Raw genomic sequence first — 13133 nt, 5'->3', positions numbered from 1 at the left:
GATGTAACGGCCGCAAAAAACGCCCCGAAGGGCGGCAGGCTGCTGCGTGCTGGCGTTGTACGCAGGGCGGCGTGGGCCAGGCTGCAGCGCGATCAATGTTATAAAGCGAGCTGGCAAGCCGGGGCGCGATGATGATCGAAATGGCGGAGTTGTATCGTATCGACGGGATGGAAGTGGCACGACTGCAAGCGCAGACGGCAGCCAGCTTTCCGCGTCATACCCATGCCGAATACGTGATCGGCGTCAATTTGGCGGGCTGCGAGCAGATCTGGCTGGATGGCCGCGAATTCACGGCCCAGGCGCATTCGGTGACGATCTACAACCCGGAGGCCGTGCAGTCGTCCATTTTTGATACGGCGGCGGGTGGCGCAGATTTTGTGTCTGTATATATAGAGCCGCAGCGCCTGGCCCAGGCCGTGGCCGAAAACGGCTGGCGTAGCCGCGCCATCGCGCCCGAAATTGCGCAAGGCGTATTCGAAGATGCTCAGTTGCGGCAGGCGATACTGCAGCTCTATCGCGCGGCCAGAAATCCGCAGCAGCATGATCTGGATACCGCATGGGTTACGCTGAGCGCGGCGCTGCTGGGCAACGGCGGCGCGGAAGCGGTTAGCGCGGTCCACCCGCTCGATACCGGGATGCTGCTGCGCGTGCTAGAGCTGATGCGCGCGCATCTGGACCAACCGATCGCCCTGGAGCAACTGGCCGCCAGCGGCGGCGTTAGCAAACATCATCTGATCCGCACCTTCAAGGCGGCGATGGGCATGCCGCCGTTGAGCTATCACATGCAATTACGCTTGATGGAAGCGCGCCAGCAATTGCGCCGTGGTCGGCATATTCAGGATGTAGCCCTGGGTCTGGGCTTTTATGATCTGAGTCATTTCAGCAATGCCTTCCGCAAAGTGACCGGCATCAGCCCGCTGCGCTTTGCCCGCGCGCCGTACGCCGCCCGGCGGGCCTGATCAGGGTGCGCCGCCGACAATGAATTTGCTGTAGCCCGAAGTAATCACTTGCCAGGCAAAAAAGGCAAACAAGGCGGCAGACGCGTAATAGCAGAAAGTGAGGGCCCGTGCGCCAAACAGCTTGCCGCCCTGGCGCGCCACCAGACAGATCGAAATGGTCCAGACCACGCCAGCCGCCAGAAACCCGCCGAGAAACATACTGGTGGCCTGCCAGCCTTGCACGCCTGATTGCGCAATCAGGGCGCCCCCCACGGCGGCAAACCAGACGATGGCCGACGGTGAAGACAAGGCCAGCAGCATGCCCTTGACGGCTTGTTGCGCGTAGCCGCCTTCGATAGGCGCGGCGCTGCGGTCAAGGTCGTTCGCGGTCTGCAGGGCGGCGCGGATCATCTTGATCGCCAGCACCACCAGCACGATGCCGCCCCCTATCCACATCGCCCAGCGCACCGCCGGAAAACGCAACAAGGCCGTCATCCCGGCGAGGGCCAGCACGGCATAGATCAGGTCGCCGATGCACGAACCCATCCCCAACCAGAAACCGCGCCAGAAATTGTGCTGCATGGCGGCGGTCATCATGGCGATATTGACCACGCCGATGTCGAGGCATAAAGACAGGGACAGCAGAAAGCCGTTGGATGCGGTGCTCATGGTTGCGATTTCAGCAGCGGAAGAAAGAAGCCACGATCCTGGCGCAGTGGCCGGTACGTGTATTGGAAGAAATTGCGCTGCGAGCGGGGCGGCCAGGTGCCACCTGGCCCGCAGGCGGCGCTGAAAACAAAAAAGCCATCCAGCGAGCTGGACGGCTTTTTGTGGCTGGCACGCAATGCGTAACAGCAAATTCTGGTCGGGGTGAGAGGATTCGAACCTCCGGCCTCTACGTCCCGAACGTAGCGCTCTACCAGGCTAAGCTACACCCCGAATTTCTGCGATCAAACCTGCCTCAATCGCGAAGAGCCCGGATTATTACAGCCGGGCTTTCAAGCTGTCAACTGTTTCGGGAAATTGCGATATCGGCCAGCAGCAGCATCGCCTGGCGTGCCGGGTTGTCGGGCACATGGGCCAGTTCTGCCTTGGCGCGAGCGGCTTCTTCGGCCGCAACCTTGCGCGCATATTCCAGCGCGCCGCTGGCGGCAATGGCACGTGTAACGTCATCAAAGCGATCGCGACTGGCCTCGGTCAGTGCTTCGCGCACCGCCTGGGCATGTTCGGGCGCGCCGTGTTGCATCACGTAGATCAGCGGCAGCGTGGGCTTGCCTTCGGCCAGATCGTCGCCCAGGTTTTTGCCGATCGCATCGGTCTGACCGGAATAATCGAGTACGTCATCAATAATCTGGAAGGCGGTGCCCAGATGCATGCCGTAGCGGGCAAAGGCGGCTTCGGTATCCGCATCGGCCCCGGCCAGAATCGCGCCCAGACGGGTGCCTGCTTCAAACAGCTTGGCGGTCTTGTAGCGGATCACGTGCAGATAGTCGGCTTCGTTGATCTCGACGTTGCCGATGTTCATCAGTTGCAGTACTTCGCCTTCCGCGATGATGTTGGTGGCCTCGGCCAGCACTTCCATCACGCGCATCGAACCCACCGACACCATCATCTGGAACGAGCGGGTATAGACAAAGTCACCCACCAATACGCTGGCGGCATTACCGAACAGGGCGTTGGCGGTTTCCCGGCCACGGCGCAGGCTGGATTCGTCAACGACGTCATCGTGCAGCAGCGTGGCGGTGTGGATAAATTCGATGACGGCTGCGAGCGTGCGGTGATGTTCGCCCTGATAGCCCAACGCTTCGGCCGACAGCAATACCAGCATGGGGCGCAGACGCTTGCCGCCCGAGGCCACAATGTATTCCGCGACCTGGCGGACCAGCACTACATCGGAATAGAGCTGTTTGCGGATCAAGGCGTCGACCTGGTTCATGTTCTGGTCGACTACCGATTTGACAAACTCCATTGCCACGAGCGCCTCGCTTTGCGTATCTGATAAAAAAGGTGAGAGATAAAGCCGCCGGGATATTAACACGATTCAAGCGGCGGGCGGCTTGCAAGGCGGGTTTACGTTGGCCTGGTCTGGCGCTGGCCGGGGGGCAACATCGGGGGCTGGCGCTGGGCATGGAGTTGGCCAGGACCCGGCTGACCAAGCCGTCGGCGACGTAGCGCGTCATTGGCATATCACTTTGGTCGGTGGGTCCAGACCCACCCTATGCGGCGGCGGGCTGGGTGGCTGCAACCGTCCATTTGGCCTAAGTGATTGACCGGGAAAGAAAGATTGCGTATATTCGCCGATTCCTTCGCGTGGGCGGAGGGCTATGTCATTCGTGACATGGTTTTTTTGGGTGCAAACTCTTTGGAGCTTGTTAAATGTATGCAGTCGTAAAAACCGGTGGCAAGCAGTACAAAGTTGTCATTGGCGAAAAACTTAAAGTAGAACAGATTGCTGCAGACATCGACAGCCAGATCGTACTGAATGAAGTATTGATGGTGGCAAACGGTGACGCAGTGACGATCGGGACCCCTGTGGTCGCCGGCGCTTCCATCAAGGCAACCGTGGTTTCCCACGGTCGTGGCGAAAAGGTTCGCATCTTCAAGATGCGTCGCCGTAAGCACTACCAGAAGCACGCAGGCCATCGCCAGAACTACACTGAAATCCGCATCGATTCGATCGACGCGTAATCTGTCAGGAGCTAAAACACCATGGCACACAAAAAAGCAGGCGGTAGTTCGCGCAACGGTCGCGACTCACAGGCCAAGCGTCTTGGCGTGAAGGTATACGGCGGTGAGCTGATCAACGCTGGTTCCATCATCATCCGCCAACGCGGTACTGAATTTCATCCGGGCGAGAACGTCGGCATGGGCAAAGACCATACCCTGTTCGCACTGGTTGATGGTTACGTGCAATTTGCGATCAAGGGCGCGCAAAAGCGTCGCACCGTGATCGTAACCCCGTACGTGGGCGAAGAAGCTCAAGCCTGAGGCTTTAGCGATCTCGCAGCTTGAAAGCCCTATCGTCTGATAGGGCTTTTTTCTTTTGTAAGAGGCTCAAGTTTGCAGGCGTAGTTACAAGCTGCCTCTTGCTCTTGATCAATATGGCTCTATCTTTACCGAGTTAAGCCGCGGGCAACGCCCGTATATTGATCCGCTACGACCAGGGCGCCTGTCGCACATAACGCGACGGGTGTGGTGTCTTACTGCGCGCACCTTGCCCATACGCTCACACAAGAGTCCCAAAATGAAATTTATTGACGAAGCCAGAATTGAAGTGATCGCCGGCAAGGGCGGTAAGGGGTCGGCCAGTATGCGCCGCGAAAAATTCATCCCGCGCGGTGGTCCGGATGGCGGTGATGGTGGTCGCGGCGGCAGCGTGTGGGCGGTGGCGGATGAAGACATCAACACCCTCGTCGACTATCGCTTTGTCAAACGCTACAAGGCACAAGATGGTGAATCGGGCCGCGGCGCCGATTGCTACGGCAAGGCCGGCGACGAAGTCGAACTGCGCATGCCGGTCGGCACCGTCATCATGGATGCCGAAACCGACGAAGTACTGGCTGACTTGACCCATGACGGCCAACGCGTCGTGATTGCCAAGGGCGGCAAGGGCGGCTGGGGCAATATCCATTTCAAATCCTCGATCAACCGCGCACCGCGTCAAACCACGCCGGGCGAGCCGGGCGAAACCCGCACCATCAAGCTTGAGCTGAAAGTGCTCGCTGATGTGGGCCTGCTGGGCATGCCTAACGCCGGCAAATCCACCTTTATCCGTGCTGTATCGGCTGCACGCCCCAAAGTAGCGGATTATCCGTTTACCACGCTGCACCCCAATCTGGGCGTGGTGCGTATTGATGACAACCGCAGCTTTGTGGTGGCCGATATCCCCGGTCTGATCGAAGGCGCGGCCGATGGCGCGGGCCTGGGTCATCGCTTCCTCAAGCATTTGCAACGCACCGGTGTATTGCTGCATCTGGTTGATCTGGCACCGTTCAACGAAGAAACCGATCCGGTGGCCGAAGCCAAAGCCATCGTCGAAGAACTGCGCAAATACGACGAGAGCCTGTACAACAAGCCGCGTTGGCTGGTGCTGAACAAGCTGGACATGATTCCGGAAGAAGAGCGCGACGCGCGCGTCAAAGCCTTCCTTGATGCCTATGGCTGGGATCAAACCCCGCAAGACGAATACGCCGTGTTCGATCCGGCGCGTCCGCGTTTGTTTACCATCTCCGGTCTGACGGGCGACGGTACGCGCGAACTGACCTGGGCCATCATGGATTACCTGGATGCCGTGCGCGAATTGAAGAAAGAGGCCGCGCGCGCCAACGTGGTGCCCATCCCTGAAATCGCGCCGCACAATATTTGCGAAGGTCTGACGCCGGAAGAATGTGCCCGCGCGCTGGCCCACGTGGATGGCGACGATAACTGAGCAAGTGCCACGCCTGGCGTGGCTGATTCTTGCGCATGACCACCCGCAGCAACTGGGCCGCTTGCTCAAGCGGCTGGCGGGTGGCCGTTGCTACGTGCATGTGGATGCGCGTGCTTCGGCCCAGACTTTTGCCGCGATGCAGGCCGCCGTGCCTGCTGGCATGGACGTTCAGTTCATCGCCCGCCGTCCCTGCTACTGGGGCGGTTTCTCTCTGGTTTCTGCCACCCTCGATTTAATGCGCGCCGCGCTGGCTGATGGCTGCGCCTGGGCGACTTTATTGTCTGGCGCGGATTATCCGCTAAAGACACACCCAGACATCGCCCGTTTCCTCGCCGCGCAAACCACCGATGGCTTTATCGATATCCGCACCGAAGCACAGTTTGACGTGCGCTATCGCTGGCAAACCTGGCATCCACAAAGCTGGCACGGCAAGCCGATCGGCAAGCTGTGGCAAAAGCTGCAGCGCGCGGTGCAACGATTGGGGTGGCGGCGCTATCCGCCGGTGGCCGTGCCGCAGATTTTTGCGGGCTCGCAATGGTGGACGCTGTCGGCCCCGGCTTGCCGCGCCATCCTGGCGTTTTGCGAACAACATCCCGAAGTACTGCGCTTTTTTGCCCGCACCGCCGTGCCGGACGAAATGTTTTTTCAGAGCGTGCTGATGCAGACCTCGTTTGCGCCGCGCGTGCTGCGCAATAATCTGCGGCTGATTCGTTGGCAAGACGGCGCATGGTCGCCCTATACCTGGCAAGACGTCGATGTGCCCGAACTGCTTGCCAGCCGCGCCTTGATTGCACGCAAGTTTGCCCCCGATGGCCGCGTGACGGCGGCACTTGATCAAGCGCTGGATGCCGCCCGCAATGCGACGCCAGACCGCCAGCCGTCGTAGAATGCCGCTTTCCTCGTTTTACCTCGCGGTTGCATGTTGAATCCAGATTCCCCCTTTGCTGATTTTTTTCAGCCCGGCGTTGACCCGGCTGACCTCGGTCCGCTGGCCGGGCTGCTGCGCGCGCGTCCGTATCTGGATGCGTTGATCACGCTGTTTCGCGGTGGCGAAGACGAAGTCATGGTGCGGCTGCTGATCCTGCGTGAGATTGGCTCGCGCGCCGAAGCACCACGCTGGAGCCCGCAAGAGCTGGAAAGCCATTTCAGTTATATCAACGCCATCAAACGCGACACCGTGTTAAAGCGGCTGCGCGATAACGGTTTGCTGGTGTGGGATAGCGATGAAGGCCTGTACGGCCTGTCCGAACCGGGCCGCGTGGCCTTGGCTGCCGTGGCCACGCTGACGCAATTTGCCGATGGCGATGCCGAGCTCGGTTATCTGACCGCGCAAGTGGCTGCAGGCCAGGCCGTGGGCAATATCTCGACCGAATCGCTGCAGCATTTGCAAGCACGCCTGACCGAATTGCATGGCGACTTTGAGCAAGCGCTCGAATCGCAATCCGAGCACCAGATCCGCAGCGCGCGCGCCAAGCTCGATAGCGTGTGGAAGTGGGTGGAAAAGGGCACCGAAGTGGTCCGCGCCGTGCTCGAAGACGAATCGGGCGAGCGCCGCGTGCAGCAAATTGCACAAGCGATCGCGCTGTCGCAAGGCCGCATGCTCAATATGACCGGCGTATTCCAGCGCCGCCTGGCCGAACTGGCGGCACAGCGCGTGCATCTGGGCCAGTCCGGGCTGACCTCGACCAATGTGTCGGACTGGTTGCGTGGCCGCTCGCAAGAACAGCTGGCCGATCTGGGCCGCGATCTGCTCAGTTTTCATCCCGAGCCTGCATTTGCGGTTTCGGACTTGCTGCTGGACGTAACCGAATTTGAAATCCTTGAGCGCGAACGCGTTGAGGAGATCGTCAGCGAGCTGCCCACTTCGGAAGAATCACCCAATGTCACCGCCGCTGAAGCCGAGCGCCTGTGGCATGCCGAAGAACTGTTTGAGCTGCTGCAAAACATCAAGCTGGAAACGCCGCTGACCGAGGCCGTGCTGGCCGATACCTATGCCGAAACGGCCTATCGCTTGTCGCTGTTGTCGCTGTTGGGTGACCGCGAAGCCGCGCTGGAGCAAAGCATCGTCGCCGACCTGGTCAAGCTGCCGCTGGCGTTTGAGACCGATGATGTTGTCGACCTGATTGATCACCCCGAAGTGGCTGCGCTCACGCGTGGCCGGCTTAAGCCGCTCTGACCAGGTACCCGTTATGGATCAAGCTTTAAATATTCTGCTGGCGCGCCTGTTCGCCCATCGTTTTATTCCGCGCAAAGACCCGCTGGCGCGTCGCGCGCTGATCGACGAAGTGTTTCGCGACATGCTCGACCGGCGGCTGGACGATTGCGGCATGCAATTGCTGGAGAACCCGTACGCCGAGCACATCGCCATCGGCCTTAAACCCGAAATGGAAGACTGGGTATTTGGTGAGGGCGATAACTGGCTATCCAACAATATGGGCCTGCCACGCGATGCGATCGCTTTGCTGGTGATTGTGTGGGCGCTGATCATACTGCCCAAGCGCGAACGCCAGATTGCGCGCGCCAGCCAGAATGGCGGCCAGACCGATCTGTTTGGGGCCGAGAAGCCCATCGCGCGCGGCGAAGAAGTGGCGTTGGGCGTGCCGGAAGACGCCATCTACGCCGACTTTGGCAAAAAACTGGGCGGCAAATCACGCTTTTCGATGAATCTGGGCCAACTGGCCAAGCTCGGTTTTGTGGTCCGCCGCAACAAGATGATCCACGAAGGCCCGATGCTTGATCTGATGATCGACTACGCAAAACTGGCTCCGCGCATTATCGAAGGCGCCATGGCCGAAGTGCTTAATCTGTCGGGCACGCAACTGGCGCTCGATGTTGCTACTGTTGATGCCTCCGCATCTGGAGAAGACCTGTAAATGTTCCAGATTCGTGAACTCGAAATGATCCATTGGGATTTCTGGCGCGCCATCAAAGTGCCGCTGGATGCCCAGATTGTCACCATCGTTGGCCCCAATGGCTCCGGCAAAACCACTTTGCTGGATGCGCTGCGCACATTGCTGGCGCTCAAATGCTCGGGCCGGCGCGATTACAAACGCTATGTGCGCAATAACCGCGAAAACAATGCCTGGCTGCGCGGCGTGGTATCCAACCCGCGTCGCCAGGGCGGCGGATTGTTTCCCTATCTGTTTTTCCCGGCCACCTCTGAAGTCGTCACCTTGTTTTGCCGTATTAAAAAGCAGGGCGGTGACTGGGTGCGTCAGTATGCAATTGCCGAAGGCGACGTCACGCTGGATGCCCAGACTGAATCCTCGTTGCAATGGCTGGGCGTTAATGAATACAAGCGACGGCTGGAGCAAGCCGGTCTGACGCCCGCAATTGCCGAAGTGCTGGCGCTGGAGCAGGGCGATACCGACAAGCTGTGCGAATACTCGCCCAAGGCCCTGCTGGAACTGGTGTTCCAGGTGTTTGGCGACAAACAGGTGCTCGACCATTACGCCGAAGCCAAATTGCGTCTGAAAGAAGCCGAAGGCGAACTGGGCAAGATGGAGCAGCAGCTTAGCCAGTTGGGCCTGGATGTGGAGCGGCTCAAATTGCGCGGCAATAACTATCTGGAATGGCAAGGCCTGCAGCGGGATATCGAAACGCTGGAACAGCACGCCATTCCGGCGCTCAAGTATGTGGAGCAATGGGAAAGCCTGCGCGGCTATATCAATCAGTTCCGCGGTGCGCGTAAATCATTGCGCCAGAAACAAGACGAGCTGGATGCACTGGATGCGCACTATCGTCACAGCGAATCGGCGCAAGCCATTGCGGTGACGCACGAAGAAGCGGCCCGCGTTGAAAACGAGGCGGCATATGCCGTGTTCCAGTCGGCGCGTGACGCGGCGCGCGACAGTGAAAAAACCATGAAAGAGGCGGAACGCCTGCGCCAGCTGGCCGCTGCGGAGAACGGCGCCGATGGCGTGGCATTGGCCGATCAACTGGCCCTCAAGCGCGAGCATGCCAATCAGCTCAAGCAGACGCTCCGCGCGCAAAAGGATGAACGCCAACAGCTGACGGATATGAAATTGGCGCTCGACCAGGGGCGGGCACCGCATCCGGAGTTTGTAAACCGGATGCGTGCGGCGCTGGACGAGGCAGGCATCCGCCACCAATTGCTGACCGAAATCGTCGAAGTGCGCGACAACACCTGGCAAGACGCGGTGGAAGCGCTGCTGGCGCCGTATCGCCACATCATCCTGCTGGACAAACCGCAGGATAGGCAGCGCGCGTACGAGCTGGGTCAGCAACTTAAATACCGCCATTTCATCGTGCCGGATCGCGAGAAGGTGGGCCGCGCCAACAGCAATTCGATTCTTGAAATCGTCGATTTCAAAGCCGACGCGCCTGCCTGGCTGGTGAGCTTGCTCAATCGAACCCAGCGCGCCAAATCGGTTGCCGATGGGCAATATCTGGATGGCGAATGGATTACGCGGGATGGCTTTCATAAAGAACGGCGCGGCGCGCGCGATATTTCGGCGCGCCCGGGCGAATATGCCTTTGGCGAGGCGGCGCGCGTCTCACGCCTGCAAGAATCGGCACGCCGGCTGCGTGACCTGAACGAACAGTTGCTCAAGGGCGAAGCACTGCTGGTTGAACTGGAGCGCGACGCTTCGGCCTTGCAGCAGTCGCTGATGGGCATGCAGGCCGTGGTGCAACTGGCCGCACGCCAGGACGAATTTGCCGCCGTCGCCGAACGATGGCCCGAAGAACAACGGCGGGCGCAAGAAGCCGGCGCGGCGGTGGCCGCGGCGCAAGCCAGCTGGGACGAAGCGCGCAAGATCCGTGAAGACGGCCGCGTGCAATTCGAGAAACTGAAAGACCGCCGCGACCGCCTTAACGCCCACGTTAATGACGAGCTGAACCAGCTTTCGCGCCAACGCGATGAGCAAAGCCGCCGTATCCGTGATCTGCGCAACGCCAAAGCCGGCATGCCGCCGGAAATGCGCAGCAGCGCCAGTCTGCGTGCATACAAAGACAAGTACGGCGGCCTGAGCGAGGCGCGCCATATGATCGAGCGTGAACGCGAACGGCTGGCGCAAGCCGATTGGGAAACCGATCAGACCGTGCTGGTGCGACGTGACAAACTGGGCGAGGACTACCACGCGCTCGAACGCGACACGCAATTACATCGCAATGAAGTCGAACGCACCGCGCAACTGACCGACGAAGCGCGCGCCGCTTATATCAACAAGCTGAAAGCAACCGTTCGCACATATGGTCGCAATCTGAAGCGGCTGGGTGAGTTGTCCGGCATTGATGTCGAAACTGATCTGCCGCAACTGGAAAACGACGACACCGTGTTGGCGCAAGCGGGGCTGACCGTGCGCTTCAACTTTGACCAGAAAGGCATGATGGGCCTGAACGACGGCGAGGCTTCGGGTGGCCAGCAGGTGATGAAGTCGCTGATCATGCTGATCAGCCTGATGATGGACGATGCTAATCCATCCGGCTTTGTCTTTATTGATGAGCCGTTTGCGCATCTGGATATCTTTAACATTGATCGGGTGGGCGGTTTCTTGAAAGCCACGCAGGCGCAATATCTGATCACTACGCCGCTGACGCATAACACCAACGTCTACGGCCCCAGCGACCTGACGTTGACCACGCGCAAGAAGCAGGCTGGCGAAATCTGGGCACCGGCGATCGCACAAACGCGGCGCCGCGCCAAGGTGGCGGTCTGATCCTGGGCGATGGCCCTGCTGAAGCTTGCTATCCTGCAGCCATCAACGTGGGGAAGGAGTACCGTGCATGGCGATGACGGCCGATCAGTTTCGCGCGTTTTGCGCGGCGCAACCGGGAGCCACCACCGATATCAAATGGCAGACCAATGAGGTCTACAGTATCGGCGGCAAAATGTTCGCTATTTGCGGGCTTAACAGCGGCGCGGTCTGCTTCAAGGTCGAGCCTGAGCGTTTTCTCGAATTAACCGATCGTCCCGGCGTGCGGCCCGCGCCTTACCTGGGGCGCTATTACTGGATTGCGCTGGATACGCCCGCTGCCATCCCCGACGATTTGCTGGCAGAACTGATCCAGCATTCTTGTTTTCTGGTGCGGCGCAAATTGCCTGCCGCCCTTAGACGTACCCTGCCGTAGCCTGGCTGCGGCGTACTGGATTTGCACATCATGACTGAAAAGAAAACCCTCAAACTGCCACCGCGCCTGGCGCCGACTGCCGATGCGCCGTCGCGTAAACCGGCACGGCCCGGTGCGCAGCAAGCCGACCATGCGCGTAAGACGGGCGCAGCGGCCAGCGGCGGCAAGCGTGCGGACGCCGAGGGCGAGCGCGCCCCGCGTGTGTTTGGCGAGCGGAAAGCGGATGACCGGGGCGGTCGCGGCCGGGATAGTCGCGACGGGTTTTCGCATACCGGCCGCCGACCCGCCGCGGTATCGAGCCGAGGCACCGGCAGCGGCGGCGTGGTAGCCGCATCGAATAAATTGCGCCCCAACCAGTTTGACTGGACCGCTATCCAGCAATACTACGCACCATGCCCACGCGGCCTGGAGCAACTACTGGCCGATGAACTGGCTGAGCTGGGCGCGCAGGATATCGATGTTAAAGAAGGCGGCGTGGGTTTCCGCGGCCTGATCGATCTGATGTACCTGGCCAACCTGCATTCCCGTATCGCCAGCCGCATCTTGTTGCGCCTGGACGAACGCGCCTATCGCAGCGAGGCTGATCTATATCGTCTGGGTACGCGTACTGATTGGCCGGCGCTGTTTAATGTGGAGCGCACCATCAAGGTCTCGGTAACGGCACAACGTAGCAATCTGCGCAGCCTGGACTTTATCGCGTTGAAAGTGAAGGACGCGGTTTGCGATATCTTCCGTGACGCATGTGGCGAGCGCCCCAGCGTAGATACGCATGCGCCCGATGTGCGTATTCATATCTTTATGACTGATCGCCTGGCAACGCTCTATATAGATACCTCGGGTGAATCGCTGTTCAAGCGCGGCTATCGCCAGGAAAGCGTGGATGCGCCGCTGCGCGAAAACCTGGCGGCGGGCTTGTTGCTGCTGTCGGGCTGGAATGGCCACGAAGCACTGCATGACCCCATGTGCGGCAGCGGCACCTTCTTGATTGAGGCGGCCCAGATTGCTTTGGGCCTGGCGCCAGGGCGTTTGCGGCGCTTTGGCTTTGAAGGTCTGTCGGGCTTCGATGCGCAAAAATGGGATGGCTATCGTGAGCAGGCGCGTGGCGCGGCGCGTGAAGCATTGAGCGCACCAATCACCGGGCGTGATCGTGATGCCGTTGCAGTTGAAAGCGCGCGCCATAATCTGATCGCAGCCGGGCTGGATCATCTGGTGGACGTGCAGCAAGGCGACCTGCGTGATACCGAACAAGCACCCGCAGCCGAAGGTGTGCTGATCGCCAACCCGCCGTATGGCGTGCGTCTGGAAGAACTGGATGCGCTGGCTGAGTTTTATCCGGAGCTGGGCAATGTTCTCAAGCAGCAATTCAGTGGCTGGCGTGCCTGGTTGCTCACCGGCGATCTGCGCCTGCCCAAGCTGATCCGCCTGACGCCGTCGCGCCGGCTTCCTATCTATAACGGCGCGCTGGATTGCCGTTTTTATGAGTTCAGGCTGGTGGCCGGATCAAATCGCTAAACGTTTTATGTAAAAAAAGCCGCTCTGTGAGCGGTTTTTTGTTTTTTGAGCGATTTGCCCACGCTTTATACGACTGTTTTAACCATCTGGTCGAGGCGCCAGAAATTGTCTGCCAACACCAATTCAAAAATATTTAACAAAGAATTGCTGGCGGATCAGGA

12 protein-coding genes and 1 tRNA gene are annotated in these 13133 nt (G+C 59.8%); 10 read left to right on the top strand and 3 right to left on the bottom strand.

From position 1 onward, the window contains the following. Positions 1–128: 128 nt before the first annotated feature. A complete protein-coding gene (locus tag ACYQ1A_RS17420; RefSeq protein ID WP_499363940.1) occupies positions 129–959 on the top strand; it encodes a helix-turn-helix domain-containing protein in 831 nt (276 codons plus the stop codon). Here ACYQ1A_RS17420 and ACYQ1A_RS17415 read toward each other — a convergent pair whose 3' ends face one another. From ACYQ1A_RS17415 to ispB, 3 genes are all read right to left on the bottom strand, one after another. Then, positions 960–1607 carry a LysE family translocator gene (locus ACYQ1A_RS17415; protein ID WP_499363938.1) on the bottom strand — a complete coding sequence of 216 codons (648 nt, stop codon included), beginning with the start codon at positions 1605–1607 and terminating at the stop codon, positions 960–962. 193 nt (positions 1608–1800) lie between these two features. Then, positions 1801–1877: transfer RNA gene (locus ACYQ1A_RS17410), tRNA-Pro, on the bottom strand. Positions 1878–1944: 67 nt separating this feature from the next. Then, positions 1945–2907 carry an octaprenyl diphosphate synthase gene (ispB, locus tag ACYQ1A_RS17405; protein WP_499363937.1) on the bottom strand — a complete coding sequence of 321 codons (963 nt, stop codon included), beginning with the start codon at positions 2905–2907 and terminating at the stop codon, positions 1945–1947. Positions 2908–3314: 407 nt separating this feature from the next. Between ispB and rplU the strand changes: the two genes are divergently transcribed. The 9 genes from rplU to ACYQ1A_RS17360 all read left to right on the top strand — a co-directional run bounded on the left by rplU (position 3315) and on the right by ACYQ1A_RS17360 (position 12972). Next, positions 3315–3626, top strand: a complete 312-nt coding sequence (gene rplU, locus ACYQ1A_RS17400; protein WP_053939290.1) for a 50S ribosomal protein L21 — start codon at positions 3315–3317, stop codon at positions 3624–3626. A 21-nt stretch (positions 3627–3647) separates the two neighbouring features. Then, positions 3648–3926: a 50S ribosomal protein L27 gene (gene rpmA, locus ACYQ1A_RS17395; protein ID WP_053939289.1), complete on the top strand. Its 279-nt coding sequence runs from the start codon at positions 3648–3650 to the stop codon at positions 3924–3926. Between the two features lie 256 nt (positions 3927–4182). Continuing rightward, positions 4183–5367 carry a GTPase ObgE gene (gene obgE / locus ACYQ1A_RS17390; RefSeq protein WP_499363934.1) on the top strand — a complete coding sequence of 395 codons (1185 nt, stop codon included), beginning with the start codon at positions 4183–4185 and terminating at the stop codon, positions 5365–5367. Continuing rightward, entirely contained in the window at positions 5351–6253 is a 903-nt protein-coding gene (locus tag ACYQ1A_RS17385; RefSeq protein ID WP_499363933.1) for a beta-1,6-N-acetylglucosaminyltransferase, read from the top strand. The genes obgE and ACYQ1A_RS17385 overlap by 17 nt, the downstream gene beginning before the upstream one ends. Positions 6254–6286: 33 nt before the next feature. Beyond that, the gene (locus tag ACYQ1A_RS17380; protein ID WP_499363932.1) at positions 6287–7543 is read left to right on the top strand and encodes a hypothetical protein; all 1257 of its coding nucleotides are present in this window, start codon (positions 6287–6289) and stop codon (positions 7541–7543) included. A 13-nt stretch (positions 7544–7556) separates the two neighbouring features. Next, the gene (locus tag ACYQ1A_RS17375; RefSeq protein WP_499363931.1) at positions 7557–8240 is read left to right on the top strand and encodes a hypothetical protein; all 684 of its coding nucleotides are present in this window, start codon (positions 7557–7559) and stop codon (positions 8238–8240) included. Then, positions 8241–11048 (top strand): AAA family ATPase, encoded by a 2808-nt coding sequence (locus tag ACYQ1A_RS17370; protein ID WP_499363929.1) that lies wholly within the window; start codon positions 8241–8243, stop codon positions 11046–11048. 67 nt (positions 11049–11115) lie between these two features. Further along, the gene (locus ACYQ1A_RS17365) at positions 11116–11460 is read left to right on the top strand and encodes an MmcQ/YjbR family DNA-binding protein (protein WP_499363927.1); all 345 of its coding nucleotides are present in this window, start codon (positions 11116–11118) and stop codon (positions 11458–11460) included. A 30-nt stretch (positions 11461–11490) separates the two neighbouring features. Continuing rightward, complete coding sequence (locus ACYQ1A_RS17360) at positions 11491–12972, top strand: THUMP domain-containing class I SAM-dependent RNA methyltransferase (RefSeq protein ID WP_499363925.1); 1482 nt, start codon at positions 11491–11493, stop codon at positions 12970–12972. Positions 12973–13133: the final 161 nt, after the last annotated feature.

Source organism: Silvimonas sp. JCM 19000, assembly GCF_054652575.1.
The sequence above is the reverse complement of the archived record's forward strand: the minus strand, read 5'-3'. Positions and strand labels throughout refer to the sequence as shown.